Origin of the sequence: Streptomyces sp. ID05-39B (assembly GCF_033794725.1) — a bacterium.
GTDB lineage: Bacteria > Actinomycetota > Actinomycetes > Streptomycetales > Streptomycetaceae > Streptomyces > Streptomyces bobili.
The window spans coordinates 24091-45936 of record NZ_JARGEF010000008.1; the positions used below are offsets into that span (position 1 = coordinate 24091).

The 21846-nt window shown below is 72.5% G+C and carries 13 protein-coding genes; 9 read left to right on the forward strand and 4 right to left on the reverse strand.

From position 1 onward, the window contains the following. The first annotated feature begins 1 nt into the window (after nt 1). From P1P75_RS03800 to P1P75_RS03820, 5 genes are all read left to right on the forward strand, one after another. A complete protein-coding gene (locus P1P75_RS03800; RefSeq protein WP_319251794.1) occupies nt 2-1843 on the forward strand; it encodes an ABC transporter ATP-binding protein in 1842 nt (613 codons plus the stop codon). Next, nucleotides 1840-3549, forward strand: coding sequence for an ABC transporter ATP-binding protein (locus P1P75_RS03805; RefSeq protein ID WP_319251796.1), 1710 nt, complete (start codon nt 1840-1842; stop codon nt 3547-3549). The genes P1P75_RS03800 and P1P75_RS03805 overlap by 4 nt, the downstream gene beginning before the upstream one ends. A 53-nt stretch (nt 3550-3602) precedes the next feature. Beyond that, nucleotides 3603-8135 carry a non-ribosomal peptide synthetase gene (locus tag P1P75_RS03810; RefSeq protein ID WP_319251798.1) on the forward strand — a complete coding sequence of 1511 codons (4533 nt, stop codon included), beginning with the start codon at nt 3603-3605 and terminating at the stop codon, nt 8133-8135. Beyond that, nucleotides 8132-8932: an alpha/beta fold hydrolase gene (locus P1P75_RS03815; protein ID WP_319251800.1), complete on the forward strand. Its 801-nt coding sequence runs from the start codon at nt 8132-8134 to the stop codon at nt 8930-8932. The genes P1P75_RS03810 and P1P75_RS03815 overlap by 4 nt, the downstream gene beginning before the upstream one ends. Before the next feature lie 65 nt (nt 8933-8997). Next, a complete protein-coding gene (locus tag P1P75_RS03820) occupies nt 8998-10596 on the forward strand; it encodes an AMP-binding protein (RefSeq protein WP_319251802.1) in 1599 nt (532 codons plus the stop codon). Between the two features lie 11 nt (nt 10597-10607). On the opposite strand, the gene P1P75_RS03825 is transcribed toward P1P75_RS03820, so the two are convergent. The 3 genes from P1P75_RS03825 to P1P75_RS03835 form a co-directional block, all read right to left on the reverse strand. Next, a complete protein-coding gene (locus tag P1P75_RS03825) occupies nt 10608-11294 on the reverse strand; it encodes a TetR/AcrR family transcriptional regulator (RefSeq protein WP_319251804.1) in 687 nt (228 codons plus the stop codon). A gap of 112 nt (nt 11295-11406) precedes the next feature. Continuing rightward, nucleotides 11407-12582, reverse strand: a complete 1176-nt coding sequence (locus tag P1P75_RS03830; protein ID WP_319251806.1) for a saccharopine dehydrogenase NADP-binding domain-containing protein — start codon at nt 12580-12582, stop codon at nt 11407-11409. Beyond that, complete coding sequence (locus P1P75_RS03835) at nt 12579-13268, reverse strand: TetR/AcrR family transcriptional regulator C-terminal domain-containing protein (protein WP_319251808.1); 690 nt, start codon at nt 13266-13268, stop codon at nt 12579-12581. Before P1P75_RS03835 ends, P1P75_RS03830 begins: the two co-directional genes overlap by 4 nt. Nucleotides 13269-14104: 836 nt before the next feature. Here P1P75_RS03835 and P1P75_RS03840 point away from each other — a divergent pair. The 4 genes from P1P75_RS03840 to P1P75_RS03855 all read left to right on the forward strand — a co-directional run bounded on the left by P1P75_RS03840 (nt 14105) and on the right by P1P75_RS03855 (nt 20305). Next, nucleotides 14105-15424: a salicylate synthase gene (locus P1P75_RS03840; RefSeq protein ID WP_319251810.1), complete on the forward strand. Its 1320-nt coding sequence runs from the start codon at nt 14105-14107 to the stop codon at nt 15422-15424. Between the two features lie 77 nt (nt 15425-15501). Beyond that, nucleotides 15502-17436, forward strand: coding sequence for a BTAD domain-containing putative transcriptional regulator (locus P1P75_RS03845; protein ID WP_319251812.1), 1935 nt, complete (start codon nt 15502-15504; stop codon nt 17434-17436). Between the two features lie 212 nt (nt 17437-17648). Then, nucleotides 17649-18911, forward strand: a complete 1263-nt coding sequence (locus P1P75_RS03850) for a cation:proton antiporter (protein WP_319251814.1) — start codon at nt 17649-17651, stop codon at nt 18909-18911. 35 nt (nt 18912-18946) lie between these two features. Further along, complete coding sequence (locus tag P1P75_RS03855) at nt 18947-20305, forward strand: AMP-binding protein (RefSeq protein WP_319251816.1); 1359 nt, start codon at nt 18947-18949, stop codon at nt 20303-20305. Nucleotides 20306-20344: 39 nt separating this feature from the next. On the opposite strand, the gene P1P75_RS03860 is transcribed toward P1P75_RS03855, so the two are convergent. Continuing rightward, complete coding sequence (locus P1P75_RS03860; protein ID WP_319251818.1) at nt 20345-21799, reverse strand: aldehyde dehydrogenase family protein; 1455 nt, start codon at nt 21797-21799, stop codon at nt 20345-20347. Nucleotides 21800-21846: the final 47 nt, after the last annotated feature.

Below are 21846 nucleotides of genomic sequence, written 5' to 3' on the forward strand. Positions count from 1 at the left end.
CATGGCCACGGCAGAGGGTCTGCACAGCCGTGCCGACGGCGGGACGGTGATCGGCGACGGCGGTCCGGACAACGACTCGGGAGGTCCCGCCCCGACCTCCCGGCAGGTGCTCCTGCGCCTGCTTCGCCCCTACCGCACCAGCCTCGTCGCCGTCTTCGTCCTTCAGATCGTCAGCTCCCTCGCCGGCCTCGCACCGCTGATCGCGGTCGTCGAACTCGGACGTGTGCTGCTCGCGCCGGGACCCGTGGACCACGACGCCGCCTGGCTCGCCGTCGGGCTCGGTGTCGCCGGCCTGGTCGTCCGCGTCGTGCTCGCCGCGGCGTCCGGCGGCATCGCGCACCTCGTCGACGGCCGGCTCCAGCTGGCGCTGCGACGGCTGCTCGCCCAGCGTCTCGGCACGGTACCGCTCGGCTGGTACTCCCGCCGCAGTTCGGGAGAGATCAACGGCGTGGTGCAGGGCGACGTCGACCAACTGCACCACCTGATCGCCCACGCACCTGTCGAGGCCACGTCCGCCGTCGTCGTCCCGCTCGCCTCGTTCGCGTATCTCGCCTGGGTGGACTGGCGGCTGACGCTCGTCGCACTCGTGCCGGCCCTCCTCGGCCTGCTGCTCCAGCGCAGGCTGCAGAGCGAGGACCGACAGCGCGAGGGCCGCAGGATGGGCGAGGCCATGGGGCGCATCGGTGCCGCCTCCGTGGAGTTCGTCGAGGGCATCTCGGTCGTCAAGACCTTCGGCGGCGGCGGACAGGCCCACCGGCGCTACCGCAAGGCCGCGGACGACTTCGCCGACTTCTTCCTCACCTACGTGGCGGGCGCCGCGGGCCTCGCCTCACTGGCGGCCCTGGTGCTCTCACCGCCGTTCGTCCTGCTGCTCGTCCTCGGCGGCGGCACGGCACTGATCGCGGCCGACGCCATGCCCCCCGCCGACCTGCTGCCCTTCCCGCTGCTCGCCGTCGCCCTGACCGCCCCCATCGCCGCGCTCGGCCACGGCATGGACAACGTGCATGCCGCCGAACGGTCCGCCGAGCGGATCACGGCCATGCTGAACGTGCCCCCGCTCGCCGAGCCGGTCACGCCTGCCCAACCGCACGGCGCCCGCGTGGAGTTCCGCGGTGTCGGCTTCGCCTACGACTCCGGCCGCCCCGTGCTCCAAGGGATCGACCTGGTCCTCGAAGCGGGCACCACCACCGCACTCGTCGGACCCTCGGGTGCCGGAAAGTCCACGCTGGCCCAACTGGTCCCGCGGTTCGCCGACCCCACCACCGGCTCGGTGCTCCTCGGCGGCGCCGACGTTCGCGACATCCCGGGCGAACAGCTGTACCGCCACGTCTCGTTCGTCTTCCAGGACGTCCGGCTGCTGCGCGCCGGCATCGCCGAGAACATCGCCCTCGCCGTCCCCGAGGCGGACCGCGCCACCGTCGAGCGGGCGGCACGCGCCGCGGGCATCCATGAGCGCATCCAGGCGATGCCCCGCGGATACGACTCCGTGATCGGCGAGGACGTGGGGCTCTCCGGAGGAGAGGCGCAGCGTCTCTCCATCGCCCGCGCCCTGCTCATCGACGCCCCCGTGCTGGTCCTCGACGAGGCGATGTCCTTCGCCGACGCCAAGACCGAGGCCGAGATCCGTGCGGCCCTCGAGAACCTCGTCCGGGGCCGTACGCAACTGGTGATCGCCCACCGGCTGGAGACCGTCGCCCGAGCCGACCGGATCGTGGTCATGGAGGAGGGGCGGATCGAGGAGAGCGGTACCTACGGCGAACTGATGTCCCTGGACGGAAAGTTCGCCGCCATGTGGCGTGCCCGGCGCGCGCGTGCCGGCCAGAAGAGGGAGATCAACCGATGATCAGGCTGCTGCTGCGGGTCCTGGGCGAGCGGCACTCGGGCCCCCTGCGCCGTACCGTCGCGCTCATGTCCGTCTGCGCTGTCGTGGAGGGCCTGTCCTACGCGCTGCTCATCCCGCTGCTCCGGGCCCTGCTCGACGACGACGCGCACGACGCCTGGCCGTGGCTGGCCGCCTTCGCCGTGGCCGTCCTCGTGACCTCCGTTCTCGGTTACCACAGCGACAAGTCCGGGTTCCGCACCGGCGGTGAACTGTCCCGGGGTCTGCACCACCGCCTGGGCGATCACCTCGCCGGACTGCCGCTGGGCTGGTTCACCCCCGGCCGGGTCGGTGACGTCTCAGGGCTCACGAGCCGCAGCGTGATGGAGGTCATGTCGGTACCGGCCCACCGGCTGCGGCCCTTGATCAACGCCACCCTGACCCCGCTGTCCGTGGTCGTGATGCTCTTCTTCTTCGACTGGCGCCTCGCCCTCGCCGGCCTCGTCGCCGTCCCGCTGATCGCCGGAGTGCAGCGCTGGACGTCGAAGGCGACAGCCCGCCAGGACACCGAGCGGGCACGGAGCAGCGACGAGGCCGCCGGCCGTGTCGTCGAGTTCGTCCGCGCCCAGCCGGTGCTGCGTGCCGGCGGCAGGACGGGCGAGCGGTTCGGCCTCCTGGACGACGCACTGCACCGGCAGTGGCGCAGCAGCCGGCGAGCGGCTCTCAGCGGTGTGCCCGGCATGCTCGGCCTCACCTTCTCCGTCCAGGCCGTGCTGACCGCGGTCCTCGCGCTGGGTGTGCATCTGACGCTGGACGGCAGCCTCGGCGCCCCCGAACTGCTGGCGATCATGGTCCTGGCGGCACGCTGTGTCGAACCCCTGCTGTCCCTCGCCGACCTGGGCGGCATCATGCGGGTGTCCCGCGGTGAACTGGAGCGAATCGACGCGGTGCTGACCGAGCCCCCGCTGCCACGCGCCGAGCGGCCGGCCGTTCCGGCTCACGACGGCGTCCGGCTGGAGTCCGTCGGCTTCCGGCGCGCCGACCGCCGTGTGCTCGACGGGCTCTCCCTGGACGTCGAGCCGGGTCGGCGCGTCGCCGTCGTCGGGGCCTCGGGTGCGGGAAAGAGCACCCTGCTCCAGCTCGTGGCCAGGTTCCACGACGTCGACTCCGGCGTGGTGCGCCTCGGCGGGGTGGACGTACGCGACATCGACAGCGAGGAGCTGATGTCCCGGCTCTCCATGGTCTTCCAGGACGTCTACCTCTTCGAGGGCACCATCGAGGACAACGTCCGCATCGGCCGACCCGCCGCCACGCCCGGGGAACTGCGCGCGGCGGCCGTGGCGGCGTCCCTGGACGGGGTGGTCGACCGGCTTCCCGACGGCTGGGACACCCAGGTCGGTGAGGGCGGCGCCGCCCTGTCGGGAGGCGAGCGGCAGCGGGTCTCGATCGCCCGCGCGCTGCTGAAGGACGCCCCCGTGCTGCTCCTCGACGAGGCCACCTCGGCCCTCGATCCGGAGAGCGAGGCGGCCGTCCAGGAGGGCCTGGACCGGCTCATGGCGGGCCGTACGACGATCATGGTCGCCCACCGCCTGAGCACCGTCGAGAGCGCCGACCTGATCGTCTTCATGGCGGACGGCCGGATCGTCGAGCAGGGCACGCACGAGGAACTCGTCCGACGCGGCGGCCGGTACGCCGAGTTCTGGCGAATCGCCGCACACGCGGCGGCCTGAAGGCACGATGGCGAGCGTTCGTCCGGCACACCGTCCGACACACGGAGGTAGGGATGTCACGCAGTGCGGCAGGGAAGCCTGGGGATCTCCGCGAGGAGGTCGCCGCGCTTCTCGGGGTCGAACTGGGCCCTGATGACGACGACGCGAACTTATTCGAACGGGGCCTGCAGTCGCTCCAGTTGATGTCCCTGGTCAACCGGTTGAACCGGTGGGGCGCGGGCGTCGGCTTCACGGAGATGGCCCAGGACCCGCGCCTCCGGGCCTGGTACGGACTGCTCGCCCTCCGCGAGACTGAGCGCGGGGTGGCTCCCGCGCAGGAGCCCGCGGCGGAGCCGGAGCCCGCCGCCGACCCGGTGGCGCCCGTCGACCAGCGCGCGCCCTTCCCGCTGACCGCCGTCCAGCAGGCCTACTGGATCGGCCGCGGCACCGACCGGCCCCTCGGCGGCGTCGGGTGCCACGCCTATCTGGAGATCGACACCCGGGACGTGGTGGCGGACCGCCTCGGGCGGGCCGTCCTCGCTCTCGTCAGCCGGCATCCCATGCTGCGCGCCTCGTTCGCGGACGACGGAACACAGCGGATCACCGAACACGTCACCTGGCCGGGCCTGACGGTCCACGATTTCATGGAACTTCAGGCCCAGGCCGCCGAAGACGCCTTGCTCGATCTGCGGGAACGTCTCTCCCACCGGGTGCTCGACGTCGCCGCGGGCCAGGTGTTCGACGTCCAGCTGAGCCTCCACCCCGGCGGGGCGCAGCGCATCCACGTCAACGCCGATCTGCTGGTCGCCGACGTGCACAGCATCCGCGTGCTGCTCTCGGACCTGGCGGTGCTCTACGCCGACCCGGCGAGCGCCGCCGAACCGCGGTACACCTTCCCCCAGTACCTCGCCGACATCGCCGCCCCACGGGCGGCCGGGCGCGAGCGGGCGCGGGAGTACTGGCAGCGGCGCCTGCCGGAACTCCCCGGCGGGCCCGCCCTTCCGCTGGCGGTGGACCCCGCCGAGATCGGTGTTCCCCATTTCGAACGACGGAGTCACACCCTGACTCCCGAGGAGTGGCGGGCTCTTCGGCACCGGGCCGCCGAACACGGCCTGACCCCGGCCACGTTACTGGCCACCGCCTTCTCCGAGATCCTCATGCGATGGAGCGGACAGCAGCGGTTCCTGCTCAACATCCCGCTGTTCGACCGCGATCAGGGCCTCCACCCCGACATCGAGCGCGTCGTGGCCGACTTCACCAGCCTGCTGCTCCTCGAGGTCGACCTGTCCGGCGAAGCCGGCTTCGCCGACCGGGCCCGCGCGATCCAGCTGCGCCTGCACGACGACGTCGGCCACGCCGCCTACACCGGGGTGGACGTACTGCGCGACTTCGTCCGCACCGACACGGCAACTCCGCGGACTGCGCCCGTGGTCTTCGCCTGCAACCTCGACGCCCCGCTGGTGCCCGACGACTTCGCCGCCCGCTTCGGTGAGCTGTCCTGGATGGTCTCCCAGACCCCCCAGGTCTGGCTCGACCACCAGGTGTACGGCACCCGCGAGGGCGGATTGCTGCTGGCCTGGGACGCCGTCGAGGCGCTCTTCCCGGAGGGCGTGATCGACACGATGTTCGCGGCGTACACGAGCCTGGTGCGGCGGCTGGCGACCGACGACTGGAGCCTCCCACCGGAGATACCCCTGCCCGGGTCCCAGCTGCGATGTCGCTCCGAGGTGAACTCCGTGACCCGGCGGGAGAGCGGCCGTCTCCTGCACCAGACGTTCTTCGAGCGGGCGGCCGACCGGGCCGGGGACCCCGCGCTGCTGTGGGGAGAGGACGGCCGTCTCGGCCACGGCGAACTCGCGGACCGGGCTCTGCGCGTGGCCGGTGCGCTCGCCGCACGGGGGGTCGGGCCGGGCAGCCCGGTCGTCGTCACCGCGCCCAAGGGTCCCGACCAGATCGCGGCGGTGCTCGGCGTCCTCGCGGCGGGCGGCACCTACGTGCCCGTCGGCGTAGACCAGCCCGCCGAGCGCCGGGACCGCATCCACGCACTGAGCCACTGCGTGCTCGTCCTGGACGGCACCGGGGCGACGCCGCCGGCGGGGTCCGCGATCCCCGTCCTCTCCGTCGCCGAGGCGCTCCGGGCGGCGCCCCTGGACGCCCCGGTGGCGGTGTCCGGTGACCAGAGCGCGTACGTCATCTTCACCTCGGGTTCCACCGGTACGCCCAAGGGCGTCGAGGTCAGCCACCGCGCCGGTGTCAACACCGTCGAGGACATCGACGAGCGGTACGGACTGGGGCCCATGGACCGTGTCCTGGCCGTTTCCGCCCTGGACTTCGACCTCTCGGTGTGGGACATCTTCGGCCCGCTCGCCGTGGGCGGTGCCCTGGTGCTGGTCGACGAGAGCGACCGACGCGACGCCCACCGCTGGCTCGCGCTCTGCGAGCGCCACGCCGTCACCGTGTGGAATTCCGTGCCCGCGCTGATGGACATGCTCCTCACCGCTGCCGACGGGGCGCCCGTCGCGGCCCCCCTGCGCCTCGCGCTGCTCTCGGGCGACTGGATCGGTCTCGACCTTCCCGGGCGGCTGGCCCGCGCCACGGCCGGCCGGTGCCGGCTGGTCGCCCTGGGCGGCGCCACCGAGGCGGCGATCTGGTCCAACGTCCACGAGGTGACCGCCGTGCCCCCGCACTGGCGCTCCATCCCGTACGGCAGACCGCTGGCCAACCAGCGGTTCCGGGTCGTCGACCCGCACGGCCGGGACTGCCCGGACTGGGTGCCCGGGGAGCTGTGGATCGGCGGGACCGGCGTGGCGCAGGGATACCGAGGTGACCCCGAGCTGACGAGGGAACGTTTCGTCCGTGAGCCGGACGGGCGCTGGTACCGCACCGGCGACCAGGGCCGCTACTGGCCGGACGGCACGCTCGAGTTCCTGGGCCGCATCGACCACCAGGTCAAGATCAACGGCTTCCGGGTCGAGCTGGGCGAGATCGAGTCCGTGCTCCAGACCCACCCCGCGGTCGACCACGCCCTCGCCACCGTCGTCGGAGACTCCGCACGGGAGATCGCGGTGGCCTTCCTGCCCGCCTCGCTCCGCGCCTCGGCCTCTGCCCGCTCCTCGGCCCCCGCCGAGGCCCGGACGCCGCGAAGCCTCGAAGACCGGGGGCGCCAGGCCCACGAGGAGGAAGCGGAGCTGGCCGAGACGCTTCTCGCGGCCCTGCTGGATCCCCTGCTCGGCTCCGGTGAGCGGGCGGTCCAGGTGAGCGCGCTGCCTGTGGCGGAGCGAGGCCGCCGACTCCTCGCCGGCTGGCTGGACTTCCTCCAGGAACGGCAGGTCCTGATCCGCTCGGCCGGGAGCGTGGCCCGCGGTCCCCGGTGGACCACGGTCCGCGACGGGGCGCGGGCCGGCGCGCTGCGCGCCCGGATCGCCGGCAGCCATCTCCAGCAGGTCGTGGACGGCTGGGCCGGGGCGATGCCCCTGCTGAGGGAGGTGCTCGCCGGCACGGCGGACACCGACTCCCTGGCCGACGACCCCGTCCTGTCTCCCGACGGGCTCGCGCTGCTACTGCCCGGTGTCGGCGCCTGCCTGGACGCCGTCGCGCAAGGCGTGGAGGCCTTGTACGACGACGGCGCGCGAACGCTCCACATCGCCGAGTGGGCGGGCGCGGGCGGCCGGAGCGCGGCCGCACTGCTGGAGCGGCTCAAGCCCGGCACGGTCGACTACGTACTGCTCGACGAGCGGGAGGCGCGGATCGCCGCCGCCGGGGCCCGGCTCGCCGGTTCCGGGCACCAGGTAAGGACCGCTCGGCAGGACGCCTTCGCCGTCCCCGAGTCGGGGCTCGCCGCCTTCGACGTCCTGGTGGCGAACGACGCCCTGGGCCGCGAGCCGGATCCGGACGCCGCCGCGCGGGTGCTGGCCCTGCTGGGCAGGCCCGGCAGCCGGCTGTTCCTCGTCGCGAGGGAGACGGCGTCCCCCCTGGCGGTCCCGACGGTGCCCACCGCGGTCCCGGCCGCCGCCGTGCCCCGCTGGCTGCGAGCCCTGGAACGAGCCGGGTTCAGCCGTGCCGAGGTGACCAGGCGCGAACCCGACGGCGTGGCGCTGATCACCGCCCGGCGTCCGGAGGCGGATGACGCCGACCATGTCGCCGAGCCGGCCGCGATACGTTCCTGGCTCGCCGACCGGCTCCCCGCCCACATGATCCCCGGCTCCCTCGTAGGCCTCGCCGAACTCCCGCTGAGCGCCAACGGCAAGGTGGACCGGCGACGGCTGGAGCAGGCCCTCAGGTACGCGACGGTCCTGGCCGAGGGCATCGAGGACCCCCCGCGGGGCCGGGTGGAGGAAGCCGTGGCGCAACTGTGGGCACGCATCCTCGGCGCGCCCGTCACCTCGCGTGGTGCGGGCTTCTTCTCGCTCGGCGGGGACAGCCTGGCAGCGACCCGCCTGGTGGCCGCCGTCCGCGGCCGGCTGGGCGTGGAGCTGCCGATGCGCGACGTACTGCGGGCCCCGACCGTGGCGGGAATGGCCACGCTGGTGAGCGAGCTGGGCGCCGGGCGGGTCGAGGATCCGGACGCGAGCGGCCCGTCCGAGGAGTTCGAGGAGGGGGAGCTGTGATCCCGGCGGATCCCCGGGCGTCCTCCGCGCCGCGGATCTTCTCCCGGCGCACGCACGCCCGCTCCCGGCTCGTCTGCTTCCCCCACGCCGGCGGGGCCGCGGGCGGCTATCGCGCCTGGTCCCTTGACGCCCCTTGGGACGTCGAGGTGCGAGCGGTGCAGTACCCCGGCCGCGGCGACCGCTTCCACGAGCGGGCCGCCACCGACATGGAAACCCTTCTGGACGACGTTGTCCCCGGACTGACCAGGGAGTTCAGCGGCGACGAGTTGGCGTCCTCCGTGTTCTTCGGGCACAGCATGGGCGCGTCCGTGGCCTACGAGGCCGCACGCAGGCTCGCCATGACCGGCCGCCCGCCGGCGGCGCTCCTCGTCTCCGGCCAGCCCGCCCCGCGGCGGACCAGGGGCGGCGACCTGCACCGCGCCACCAGCGCCGAGCTCCTCGCCGACCTGGGAAGGCTCGGCGGCACCGCCCGGGACGTCATGGCCGACGACGCGCTCCTGGCCGCCCTGCTGCCGGCCATCCGCAGCGACTACCGGGTCATCGAGACCTACCGGCCGCTGCCCGGCGCGGCGTTGGACGTTCCGGTGACCGTGCTGTACGCCGACGACGACCCGGAAGTCACCGCGGACGAGGCCGCCGCCTGGAGCGAGGTCACCACCGGGCCCTGCCAGGTGGAGGTCTTCACGGGCGGCCACTTCTATCTGGAGACCCGGCGGGCGACCGTGCTTCCCCGCGTCTTCGGGGCGGTACGGGCGGCGCTGCCCGCGACCGACACCGCCTGGCCGTGCACACCGTGACGCACCGTCGGACGGCGTCGGCCGCACACCCCCTTTCCCACGACGGACAGAAAGAGAGGATCCCCATGCTGGAGGGCTGCGTGCCTTGGCCGGAACCGGAGGCCCGCACGTACAGGGAGCAGGGGTACTGGAACACGGACGTCCTCGGTACCTGGACCGCGCGCACACCGGAGCGGCGGTCCGGGACCGCGCTGGTGACGGCGGCCGGTGACATGACTCATGAGGAGCTCGACCGGGCGGCCGACCGCATGGCCTCCGGTCTGCTGCGCGCGGGCCTGGTGCCCGGCGACCGGGTGGTCGTGCAACTCCCCAACGAGGTGGCCCTCGTGGTGCTGAGCCTGGCCCTCTTCCGGACCGGCATCCTGCCGGTGTACGCCCTTCCCGCGCACCGCTCGACCGAGATCACCCATCTCGTGGCCACCTCCGGGGCCACGGCCTACGTCTGCCCGGAACGCGTGCTCGACTGCGACTTCCGGCTCGTCGCCCGGGAGGTGCTCGACCGCACGGAGAGCCTTCGGCACGTGTTCGTGGCCGGCGACCCGGGGCCGTACACCGCCCTGTCCTCGGTCGACGCCGATCCCGTCGCCCTGCCCGCGCCGGATCCCGAGGACGTCGCCCTCTTCCTCCTGTCCGGCGGCACCTCCGGACCGCCGAAGCTGATACCGCGCACCCACGCGGACTACGCGTACCAACTCAGGGAGACCGCGCGGCTGTGCGGAGTAGGGCCGGACAGTGTCTATCTCGCGGCGCTTCCCGTGGAGCACAACTTCGCCCTCGGCTGCCCCGGCGTCCTCGGCACGCTCCGCGCCGGCGGAACGGCCGTGCTCGCCCCGGCGCCCACCGCGGACGTGTGCTTCCCGCTCATCGCGCGGGCCAAGGTGACGATCACCTCGCTGGTGCCCCCGCTGGTGCCGCTGTGGCTCGACGCGGCGGAGTGGACGGAGCACGACCTGTCCTCCCTGCGGGTCGTCCAGGTGGGCGGCGCCCGCCTCGATCCGGAGACGGCCGGCCAGGTGCCGGAAACCCTCGGCTGCACCCTCCAACAGGTGTACGGCATGGCGGAAGGGCTGCTCAACTACACCCGGCTCGACGACCCGGAGGGCGTCATCGTCCACACGCAGGGGCGACCGCTGTCACCGGCCGACGAGGTGCGGGTGGTGCGGGAGGACGGGACCGAGGCCGGACCCGGGGAGACGGGCGAGCTGTTCACCCGCGGGCCGTACACCCTGCGCGGCTACTACCGTGCGCAGGAACGCAACCTCACCCGGTTCACCGAGGACGGCTTCTACCGCACGGGTGACCTGGTGCGCCGGACCCCGGAGGGCAACTTCGAGGTCGTCGGGAGGATCAACGACATCGTCAACCGGGGCGGCGAGAAGGTGCCGACACTGGAGGTGGAGGAGCATCTGCTCGCCGCCTTCCCGCTGCTCGGAGCAGCTGTGCTGGCCCTGCCCGATCCCCTGATGGGGGAGCGCACCTGCGCCTGTGTGGTGCCTCAGGACAGCGCGCACCCGCCGACCCTGCGGGACGTACAGGCCGTGTTCAGGGGGCGGGGAGTGGCCGCGTACAAGGTGCCCGACCAACTGGTGGTCCTGGAGCGGCTGCCGGTGACCGGCGTCGGCAAGGTCGACAAACGGGCCCTGCGCGCGCACCTGGGATCCTGACCGACCTGCGCTCATGTCGTCTTCTGGGACGCATGCGTGCGCGACAGCAGTCCGTCCACGATGGCCACCAGACCCTCGCGGTGGGTGTCCCGGGTGGTGATCTCGTCCCACCGGTCGGCGAGCGAGGCGAGCCGGGGGAACTCCTCCGGCGTCAGGGTGGCGAACGCCTTGTCGCGGTGCGGCGGACGCTCGAGCCCCGCGTGGTGCCGCTCGCGGTTCACCCGGATGGTCAGCTCGCCCGCCGTGTAGTACCAGATGACGCGGTAGGCGTAGACGGCCTCCTCCGGGGTGAGTCCGCACTGGATCCCGGCGTCGATGATGTTCTCCACGATCCACAGCGCGGACACGGCCATCAGGTCGTCGGAGGCGAGGACCTCCACGATCCACGGGCACTCGGCGAGGATGTCGTGCAGCGCCTGGCTCGCCGAGATCAGCCGTTCACGCGGATCGGCGGGCAGCTCGGGGCGCGGGAACCGCTGGGCGTGACGTTCGAGCAACAGGAGCAGCAGTTCGTCCTTGTCGCGCACGTAGTGGTAGAGCGCCATCGCGGTGCTCGACAGCTCCTGCGCCAGCCGGCGCATCGACAGGTGCTCCGGCCCCTCCTCGTCCAGGACGTGCTGGGCCGCCGTGAGGACGGCCTCCTGGGACAGGCGGGGCGGGCGGCCGGTTCTGCCGGTGCGCCGGGGCTGAGACGTCATCGCTGTGTCTTCCTGTCGCTCGTGCCGGGTGCGGAGTGGGCCGTCGCTCGTGGGGGCGGTGGCGGTCCGGCCCGCGTACGCGGTCGCCCGGCCACGCCACCGGCGGGCGGCCTCATCCGGGACGCCGGGCGGCCCGCGACGTCGTCATCGTGCCCGGCTCGCCTGCCAGGACCTCCGTCGTCCGCGCGGTCGTCCGCGGAAGGTGACGCACGATCCAGTCGGCGGTGTCCCTGGGTGGCAGCGTAGCCGCCATGACGTGGATACCGGACGGGACCCGGTCCCTTGTGACCTCGTGCGCGGTGATCGAGGCGATCACCCCCACGAGTCCGGTCACGTCGGTGCAGTGCAGGAGCGCGCTCCTGCGCACGGGGACGCCGTCGGCCTTCAGTCCGTCGAGGGTGCCGTACATGATCTGGTACGGGGGGCTCCCGGCCGCGTCCCGCACGCTCACCTGGGCCAGTTCTCTGGCGGCGGCCATGAGCGCCCCGCCGTCGCCCGCCCCCGGCCGGCGCAGGGCGAACCGGTCCAGGAACGCGGGCACACCGGGCCCCTTGAGCACCTCGTGCCAGTTGGCGTCCTGGAGCCGCAAAAGATAGGCCTGCTGCCGCAGCTCCTCCGGGAGGACGTGACGGACGGCGACGGCGTGGGACGGCGGTGGCGCGGGCGACGCGAACGCCTGTGGGACGGGAGGGACTTCCTCGCCCCGCGGTCCTTCGCCGTCACCGGCACGGCGGTCCTGGGAAGGCCCGTCAACGGGGAGGTCGAGCGCCCGCCGCTTGCCGAGCAGGCAGGAGACCGCCGTATGGGACGGGATGGCGCCGAGGCCGCCCCACCAGCCGCTGAAGCGGGTCGGGGAGTCGAGCCCGTCGGCCAGCCAGCGCGGCACCCAGCCGGCCAGGGTGCCCGAAAGGCCCGTGAAGAGCACGGCCGAACAGGTTCCCTCCGGGGTGCGCGCGCCGCCGTCGTCCGTCATGCCCACGTAGTGGACGTCGGCCGCGAGAACCGCGGCACGGACCCGGCCGCGGAGCGAGAACGCGGTCCCGGAGCAGTCGAGTACGGTGGCGCAGCCACGGGTGAAGTGCATCAGGCTCTGGCTGTCGCGGGCGTCGACCACCGCGGCCTCCGCGCGGTCGCCCAGCGTCCGGGCGAACTGCCAGGCCCGGTCGGCGGAGCGTCCGCCGATCCGCAGCCGGTAGCCGTGTTCGTCGGCGAGGAGGCGGGCCGCGGTCGCGCCGACGTGCCCGTACCCGCCGAGGATTCCGATCATGGGTGCCGTGCCGATGCTCATGCGTGTTCTCCCGGGTGTGCCGGACGCCCGCGGAGCAGTCCCTCGACGATGTCCTCCAGGGCCTCCCGGTGGGTGTCCCGCGCGGTGAGCGAGGACCAGCGGTCGGCGAGCGAGGTCACACGGGGGAAGTCGTCGGGCGACAGGGTGGCGAAGGCCCGCTCGCGCTGCGTGGGGCGGGTCAGTTCGGCGTGGTGCTGGTGGCTGGTCGTGCGGATCAGGAGGACGCCGACCGTGTAGTGCCAGATGGCCTGATGTGCCTGGGCCGCCTCTTCGAGGGGGAGACCGCACTCCACCGCCGCGTCGAGGAGGGCCTCCATGACCCAGAGCGCGGACACGGCCAGGAGGTCGGGAGAGGCCAGGATCTCGTGCAGGAAGGGGTACCGCGCGAGGACGTCGTGGAGGAGTTGGGCGGCCGCGAGGAGTCTCTCGCGCGGGTCCTCGGGCAGGATCGGCCGGTCATGGCCCCGGGACCGGGAGGCAACGAGCAGGAGCAGCAGTTCGTGCCGGTCGCGCACGTGGTGGTAGAGGGCCATCGGCGTGATGGAGAGCTCCCTGGCGAGCCGTCGCATCGACAACTGCTGGGGTCCCTCGCTGTCGAGGATGTGCAGTGCGGCCGCGACGATGGTCTCCTGCGAGAGGGGCGCGGACTGACGTGCACCGCCTCTACGCCCGTTGCGGGGCTTCATCTCTGTCTCCCAACCAAGTCGTGGAGCTGTCCGTCCGTGTTCCGACGGGAGGCCGGATCACTGCGTCGTGCTGGGCTGTCCGGGGACGGTGGTGACAACGACAGGAGTCCAGGCTACAGTTATTGTACGCGTAAGACTTACAAGTATAAAAACTCAGGGGAGGATCCAGTGAGGGAGCGGGCGCGGAACCGGGGGCAGGGGTGGCGCGTGGCGGCGCCGACCCGGAAGCGGGGTCCGGTGCCCGGATGAGACGGACTCTGCCCGCGCACCGCCGCGCGGTGCGCGGGCAGGGTTCGGGCGGCCCGGTCGCCTCCCCCGTGAAAAAGCGCCGGGCCGCCCTCACAGCGGTTGCCGCGGAGGGAATTAATTCGGCCAGATCGCGCGGCGAAAAATGTCCGACAGATGAAATCCGGTCAAGCCGAGGTAAATTCGCGGAGGTGCGCAGAAACGTTGTTGATGCGGGAAGAAGTTGTTAGGTAGAGTCAACCTCGGTTCGGCTGCTCCTGGGTTTTGCCAGGAGGCTCGTAGGGGGATCGGTCGCCCCGGGGATAATGGTTCATTTCTGGAGAACGGCATCCTGTTCGGGGGGAAGGCTTCGCGAGTTTTCGCATGCCCAAGTACCCTGGGCTGCGCTGATGAGTCGGTCGCTACCGGCCATGCTGTCTTGTGATGCTTTCCTGTAACCCAGGATCCAATATTCTCCTGCATTCTCTCCTGTGGAGAACGGCCGAGTGTTTTCCGCCCTTGTAGTGGTCAATTTCGGTCGTTAGCTTCAAGGAGGAAGAGCCGTGGTTTTCCCGTACCAGACAATTACCGTACCCATTGGTGTCGAGCCGTTGGTCGCGGCAACGGGTCTCGTCGCGTCGGGCCTGTTCTCCACCTATGTCGTCTACGAGTCGGCAGACGGCTGGTCGGTGGCCGGCGGGATAGCCGCCGAGGTCATACTGAAACCGGACACCGTGCGATGTACGAAGGACGGCGTCACTGTCGAACGCCCCTGGCAGGGCGATCCGTTGGCCCAGGTCCGGGAATTCCTCGAGGGTCTGGAACTGGCCGACTGGCGGGCGTACGGCTGGAGTGCCTTCGAACTCGCCTACGCCGTCGCCGGCCGTCCGGTCGGCGACGACGTCCTGCTCCATCTCGTCGTCCCCCGGACGGAGACCCGCCTGTCCGGGAACCACGCCCTCGTGCGCGGTCTGGACCCGCAGGAGATGGCCCTCGTCGAGAAGACCCTGACCGGCCTGGAGCCGGAGGAGGACACCAGGTACCGGCCCGTCGTCGTGGACGTCGAGGTCGGCGCCGACGCCTACCGCGCCTCCGTGGACACCGTCCTGGCCCGCATACGCGCCGGAGAACTGCAGAAGGCCGTGGTCTCCCGGACGGTCCCCGTCACCTCCGACATCGACCTCCCGGCGAGCTATCTCGCCGGGCGCCGCGCCAACACCCCCGCTCGCTCCTACCTGCTGAACATGGGAGGCCTCCAGGCGCTGGGCTTCAGCCCGGAGACCGTCGTAGAGGTCGAAGCCGGCGGCGCCGTCTCCAGTCAGCCGCTGGCCGGCACCCGGGCCCTGACCGGCGACGCCGACGAGGACCGGCGGCTGCGCGAGAACCTCCTCGCGGACCCGAAGGAACTCCACGAGCACGCCATCTCGGTGAAGGTCGCGGTCGACGAACTCGCCGGGCCCTGCAAGCCGGAAACGGTGGTCGTCCAGGAGTACATGGTGATCAAGGAACGGGGCTCCGTCCAGCACCTGGCCTCCAGAGTCGTGGGCCGGATGCTGCGGGAGGCCAGCCCCTGGACCGCGTTCGCCGCCGTCTTCCCCGCTGTCACCGCCTCGGGCGTGCCCAAGCACTCCGCGTACGACGCCATCGCAGCCGTCGAACCACGCCACCGCGGCCTCTACGCGGGCACGGTGATGACCGTGGCACAGGACGGCTCGATGGACGCCGCGCTCGCCCTGCGCAGCGTCTTCCGCCGGAACGGCGAGACCTGGCTCCAGGCCGGCGCCGGCATCGTCGAACAGTCCGTACCCGAACGGGAACTGGAGGAGACCAGGGAGAAGTTGAGGTGTGTGGCCGGCTCTCTCCTGGCGCCTCCGGCCGAGCGCGAAGCCGTGGCGCGAGGCGACGCGCCCCAGAAGCATCTGTACGTCTGAATCACTGGCAGAAACGGTCCGCCGACCATGACCACGATCACAGGAGGCGACAGGCAATGCCGATAGCGGGGGAGTCCTTGGCAGTACAGCTGCTCGGGCCGGTGCGGGCCTGGCGGCACGGAAGAGAAGTCGTCCTCGGCCCGCCCAAGCAGCGAGCCGTGTTCGCGTTGCTCGCCGGCCGGACGAACGACGTCGTGAACATCGACCACATCATCGACGCGGTGTGGGGCGGAGACGTCCCGCAGACGGCGGCCAACGGAGTCCACACCTACGTGGCCGGGCTCCGCCGGATCCTCGAGCCCGAGCGCAGCAGGCGGGAGAGCGGTGAACTGCTGATCTCGACCGCCGGCGGATACACGCTGCGGACCGATCCCGAGGCGGTCGACGCCACGCTCTTCGCCCGCCGCCACGCCCAGGCACGCCGCGCACGGGCGGAGGGCAGGCTCCAGGAGGCGCTGGACACCGCCGAGTCCGCGTTGTCCCTGTGGCACGGGGAGGCGCACTCCGGCGTTCCCGGACCGTTCGCGGCGATGGAACGGACCAGGCTCCAGGACATCCGGCTCACGGCCGTCGAGGAGTGGGCCGCCGACATGCTGGCGGCGGACCGCCCGGTCGAGGCGGTCACCGTGCTGCTCGGGGCCGTGGCCGAGGAGCCGCTGCGCGAGAAGCTGCGCTGGCTGCTGATGACGGCGCTGTACCGCTGCGGACGCCAGGCGCATGCCCTGGAGGTCTACTCCGAGACCCGGCGGCTGCTGCGGCACGAACTCGGCATCGATCCCAGCGCCGAACTGCGCACGCTGCACCAGCAGATCCTGACCGGCCGGCTCGTCACCCCGGACACGGCCGACCGCACGGGCGCCGTCACCCTCACCGCCGCGGACGCCCGGACGTCCGCCGCCCCGGAGCCCGCCACGACCCGCATGGTGCTCGCCGAGACACCCAGGCCCGCCCAACTTCCCCCGGTGGCCCGGGGGTTCGTCGGGCGCTCCCGGGAGTTGGAACACCTGACACGGCTGCTCACCGAGAACGACGGCAGAGGGGCCTCCACCCCCATCGTCGTCATCGACGGCCCGGCCGGAGTGGGCAAGACCGCCTTCGTGCTCGAACTCGCCCACCGGCTGTCGGAGCGGTTCCCGGACGGGCAGCTCTACGTCGACCTGCGCGGCACGAGCATGGAGGGCCGTTCGCTGAGCGCCTGCGAGGCCCTGCGCCAGGTGCTGCGCAGCCTCGGGGTCGACGACGCCCGTATCCCCACGGACCTGGCGAGCCGCGCGACGCTGTACCGGAGTCTGCTGCACGGCAAGCGCGTCCTCCTGATGCTCGACGACGTGCTCAGCGCAGACCAGTTACGGCCGCTGATCCCCGGTGGGTCCTCCTGTGTGCTCAGCACCGGCCGACAGCGCCTGGGCGGCCTCGCCGTTCGTGACGGCGCGCATCTGCTCCGGCTGGACCCGCTCGGCACCCAGGACGCCCTGGCACTGCTCCGCTGCCTGAGCGGGGACCGGCTGCGACGCCAGGAGGCCGTGGCCAGGCGGCTGGTGGGACTGTCCGGCGGACGGCCCCTGGCACTGCGCATGATGGCCGAGACGCTGGCTGCCAACCAGGACGTGCCCCTTGCGTCACTGGTCGAGCACTTCGCCGACGAGCACGGGCGACTCGAGCGGCTGGCGTCGGGAGGTGACCCCTCGAGCAGTCTGCACGCCCTGTTCGAGACGTCGTACCAGGCGCTGCCCGACGAGGCGGCGAGGATGTTCCGGCTCCTCGGGCTCTTCGGCGACGGGCTGATCACCGTGTCGGCCGCGGCCGACCTGACCGGCACCACCGAGCCGGAGGCGGCCGGCACGCTGCGGCTGCTGGCGCACCGCAACCTGCTCGTCGAGGCCGGCCGGGGCGAGTACCGGTTCCACGAGCTGATGCGGCTCTACGCGGCCGAGTGCGCCGAGCGCGAGCCGCTCACCCACCGCAGCGCAGCCGTCGCACGTCTGCTGCAGGCGACCGCCTCGGTCGCCTGAGTGCTGTCCCGTCCTCCCCGACGGGAACGCGACGCGGGCCGGGAGGCCCCGCCGGATAGCCGAAACGTCCGCACACAGCCCGTGTGCGGACGTTTCCGCGCGCGGCGCCGCGCCCCGGTCCACCCCCGGATCACGGACGACGTTCGGGGCCCGCAGGCGGGCCCCAGAGACCGTTCAGAGCATCTGTAGGTGACTGAAGCAGAGTGGTCGCCATGGGCAGTAATCAGGTGGCACTACTCCTCTTCGACCTTGCGTTCATCCTCGTGCTGGCCCAGGGACTCGGGCACCTCGCCACCAGGATCGGCCAGCCGCCCGTCGTGGGCGAGATCCTCGCGGGAGTCCTCCTCGGGCCGACACTCCTCGACGGGGCGGTCTCCGACGCCCTGTTCCCCCACGGGATACGGCCGTTGCTGAGCGCGATGGCCGATGTCGGCGTCACCCTGTTCATGTTCGGTGTGGGACTGGAGATCGAACGCCAGGCGCTGCGCGGCCGAGGGCGGATGGCCGCGGCCGTCACCCTCGGATCGACGGCGGTGCCCTTCGTACTCGGCTCCGGACTCGGCTACCTCCTGCTGCGCAACCACGAGACCGACCAGAAGGCCGCCTTCATCGTCTTCATCGGCCTGGCCGTGTCCGTGACCGCCTTCCCCGTACTGGCCAGGATCCTCTCCGACCGACACCTCGGCGCCACCACGCTCGGCGGCATCGCGCTGGCCTCGGCGGCCCTTGTCGACATGGTCGCCTGGACCGCCCTGGCCGGGGTGCAGGCCGCGATCGGGAGCGGCGGCGCCCACTGGCGGGTGGCCCTCATGATCCCGTTCGTCCTGGTGCTGGTCCTGGTCGTACGCCCCTGGCTGCGCCGCCGCACACGCCGGGGCGACGGCCAAGGGCCCGCGCCGTCCTGGTGGTACCCGTTGGTGCTGATCGGCGCCCTGCTCTGCGGCGCGGCGACCGAGGCCATGGGCATGCACTACATCTTCGGTGCCTTCCTCTTCGGCCTGATCATGCCGAGCGAGGGCGCCGAGCGGCTGCGCGCCGACCTCATGCACCGCACCCACACGGTGACCGCCGTTCTCCTGCCCGTCTACTTCGTCGTGGCCGGACTCAAGGTGGACCTCAGGGGATTCGGCTGGACGGAGGTCACCGAACTGGCTGCCGTTCTCCTGGTCGCCGTGCTCGGCAAGTTCGGCGGGACGTACCTGGGTGCCCGGAGCACGGGGCTGCCTCCCAGGGCCGCCACGGCGCTCGCCGCGCTGATGAACACCCGCGGTCTCACCGAGCTGGTCATCCTCGGCGTCGGACTCCAGGCAGGGCTGCTCGACGGCGGGCTGTACTCCCTCCTGGTCGTCATGGCACTGGTGACCACGGCGATGACCGGCCCCGTGCTGACCCGGACGTACGCGAAGCCCGTGACCGTGCCGGAGACCACACCCGGGCAGCCGGACCGCTCCTCCGTCACCACCCCCGCCGCGTAGCGGAAGCAGGACAAGGACCAGAAGGAGACGCAGACATGCCCTCGGCCGAACTCCGGGAACCCGTCCGCCCCGGCACCCGTCGTCAGGATCAGCCGGCCGGGTCGGTCCGGACCCTCGACGGACTCTTCACCCGGGCCGCCCGGCGCCACCCGCGCGCCGTCGTGGTGCGTGAGGGGCCGCACGTTCTCACCTACGGCAAGATCGATCTCCTCTCCGACCAGCTCGCCACGGCGCTGCTGAGGGCCGACGTACAGCTGGGGGACCCGGTCCTCGTGCACTGCGGCGACCACCGGCGGACGCTGGTGGCCCACCTGGCGGTCCTGAAGGCGGGCGGGGTGTGCGTCCCGGTGCCCCGCGACCTCCCTGTCTCACAGATCCGCCGGATCGCCGTCGTCAGCGGCGCCGACACGGTGCTGTGCTGCGGCGGCACGCAGGAGGCGTGGTGGCACGACGACGACCGCATACGGCGGTTCGTCCTGGACGACCCCGAGCTGTGGAAACGGCTCGGAGCACGTCCCCTGGACCGGGCGCTGCCCCGCTCCGCACCCGCCGAGCCCGCCTATCTGCTGCCGGCCGGGGAGGGCGGGGCGTGGAGTTCGGCCCACCTCGTGGACCACCGGGCCTGGCATCTGGCGATGGCCGCCAGGTCCTCGCAGACCGGACCCGCCGGCCCGACGGTCACCGTCACCGAACATCCCACCGGACCGGCCACCCTGTCCGCGATGTGGTGGGCCTTCGGATCCGGCAGCACGCTGCACGCGTGGCCGGGCGAACCCGCCGCGGGCCCCGGCGGGGGCGTCGCGGTGTACGAACCGCGGGAGTACGCGCGCGTACTCGACACCATGGCGCGCGAACCCCGTCCGCCGCGGCCCCGGATGATCCTCCTCGTGGGCGCCCCCTGCCCGCCCGAACTGGTGGCCCGGCACGCCGGCATCCTGCCCGACACGGTCCTGCGCGCCGAGTTCGCGCCCGGCGGGAGCGTGTTGCCCTGGGCGGTGAGCACGTGTCCCGCCGGACAGGACGACATGTCCCGCGGTGCGAGCCCGGTGATCGGGGCGGCGCCCGGCGTGCGGCTGAGCGTGCGCGGGGCCCTGGGGGAGAACCTCCGCACCGGGCAGGCGGGGGAGGTGTGCGCCCAGGGGCGGACCCTGCCCTTCGACGTCATCGGCGACGGCTTCGTCTCCGGCCGGGGAGGGGCTCTCCTGCGTTCCGGCTTCGCCGGACGGCGGAACCAGGACGGGGACATCGTCCTCACGGGCCTGCGCCACGCAGGCACGCCCCACCACTGGGCGAGCGGCGAGGACGACGTGGCCTCGACCCCACCGGGCCGCGGCCGCGTCGTCCTCGCCGTTCCCTCCCGGACGCACGGCCCCGATGTGTGTGTGACGTCGTGATCAGCCGGTTGTCCGAAGCCGCCCCACACCGGCACGGTGTCAGGCGGGCTCGTCGCTCCCGGCCGTGATCCACTGCCACTGGGTGTACGAGTCCCAGGCGAACTGCGCCCCGTGCCGGGCGCCGTTGCCCGAGGCGCCGAAACCGCCGAAGGGCACCACCGCCTGGTGGTTGACCGTCTGGTCGTTGATGTGGATCATGCCTGTCCGCAGCCGGTCGGCCAGACGTCGACCGCGCTCGACCGAACCCGTCCGCACCGCGGCCACCAGGCCGTACTCGGTGTCGTTGGCGACGGCGACCGCCTCGTCGTCGTCCTCGACGACGACGACCGGCGCCACCGGACCGAAGATCTCCTCGGTGAACGCCCGCATCTTCCGGGTCACCCCGGTGAGGACGGTCGGCGGGTAGAACGGCCCGTCCGGGACGGCACCGCACCGCGGTTCGGCGCCGGCCGCGATGCTGTCGCGGACGATCCCGTGGGTGCGCCGCAGCTGACCGCCGTCGATCATCGGACCCAGGTCGACTCCTTCGGTCCACGGATCGCCGACGGTGAGCCGCCGGGCCTCCTCGACCAGTCGGCGTACGTACTCCTCGGCGACCGACGCGTGCACGAGGTGCCGCCCCGCCGCCATGCAGATCTGGCCCTGGTGGAAGAAGGACGCGAAGGCTCCCGCCGCCGCGGCCGCTTCCAGACCGGCGTCGTCGAGCACGATCAGCGCGTTGTTGCCGCCCAGCTCCAGCGAGACCCGCTTGAGGGTGCGCCCCGCCACCGCTCCCACCTCCCGGCCGACCGCCGTCGAGCCGGTGAACGACACCATCGCCACGGCCGGGTCGGCCGTCAGCGCGCCGCCCGCGACCGCGTCGCCCGGCAGCACGTGCAGGACCCCCTCCGGGAGCCCCGCCTCCTCGAAGAGACGCGCCACGACCAGGCCGCCCGAGACCGGTGTGCGGACGTCGGGTTTGAGGATGACGGCGTTGCCCAGGGCGAGCGCCGGTGCCACCGAACGCAGGGCGAGCAGCAGCGGCACGTTCCACGGGCTGATCACCCCGACCACGCCCAGCGGCACCCGGCGGGCCTCGCTCGACCGGCCCGGTGCACCGGGCAGCACCTGTCCGTGCGGCTGGGTGGGCAGCGCCGCCGCCTGGAGGAGTTCCTCCACCGTGTCCGCGATCTCGGTCTCCGCCTTGGCCCGTACCGCACCGCCCTCACGGATCAGCCACTGGGCGACCTCGCCGCGGTGTTCCTCCAGCACGGCCGCCGCGCGCCGCAGTACCGCCGCACGGGCGGCGGCGGGCAGGGCACCCCACGCCGGCTGCGCCCGCGCCGCCCCGGCCGCGGCACGAGCGACGTCCGCCGCGTCGGCGACACCGACCTGGGCGAGCCTCTTCCCCGTCGCCGGTTCGAGCACCTCGACGACGGCGTCGTCGGACGTGGGCCGCCAGCCGTCGCTGAACACCTTCCCGGCGAGTCCGACCGTGTCGACCAGGTTCGTCATGGCTCCTCCTGACGTGCTGATGTGGTCCTCGCCTGCGTTCGCGCGCC

What these genes read in the sequence shown, in the direction of transcription:
- P1P75_RS03800 (WP_319251794.1), top strand. Translation starts at nt 2, where the DNA reads ATGGCCACGGCAGAGGGTCTGCACAGCCGTGCCGACGGCGGGACGGTG.
- P1P75_RS03805 (WP_319251796.1), top strand. Translation starts at nt 1,840, where the DNA reads ATGATCAGGCTGCTGCTGCGGGTCCTGGGCGAGCGGCACTCGGGCCCC.
- P1P75_RS03810 (WP_319251798.1), top strand. Translation starts at nt 3,603, where the DNA reads ATGTCACGCAGTGCGGCAGGGAAGCCTGGGGATCTCCGCGAGGAGGTC.
- P1P75_RS03820 (WP_319251802.1), top strand. Translation starts at nt 8,998, where the DNA reads ATGCTGGAGGGCTGCGTGCCTTGGCCGGAACCGGAGGCCCGCACGTAC.
- P1P75_RS03825 (WP_319251804.1), bottom strand. Translation starts at nt 11,294, where the DNA reads ATGACGTCTCAGCCCCGGCGCACCGGCAGAACCGGCCGCCCGCCCCGC.
- P1P75_RS03830 (WP_319251806.1), bottom strand. Translation starts at nt 12,582, where the DNA reads ATGAGCATCGGCACGGCACCCATGATCGGAATCCTCGGCGGGTACGGG.
- P1P75_RS03835 (WP_319251808.1), bottom strand. Translation starts at nt 13,268, where the DNA reads ATGAAGCCCCGCAACGGGCGTAGAGGCGGTGCACGTCAGTCCGCGCCC.
- P1P75_RS03850 (WP_319251814.1), top strand. Translation starts at nt 17,649, where the DNA reads ATGGGCAGTAATCAGGTGGCACTACTCCTCTTCGACCTTGCGTTCATC.
- P1P75_RS03855 (WP_319251816.1), top strand. Translation starts at nt 18,947, where the DNA reads ATGCCCTCGGCCGAACTCCGGGAACCCGTCCGCCCCGGCACCCGTCGT.
- P1P75_RS03860 (WP_319251818.1), bottom strand. Translation starts at nt 21,799, where the DNA reads ATGACGAACCTGGTCGACACGGTCGGACTCGCCGGGAAGGTGTTCAGC.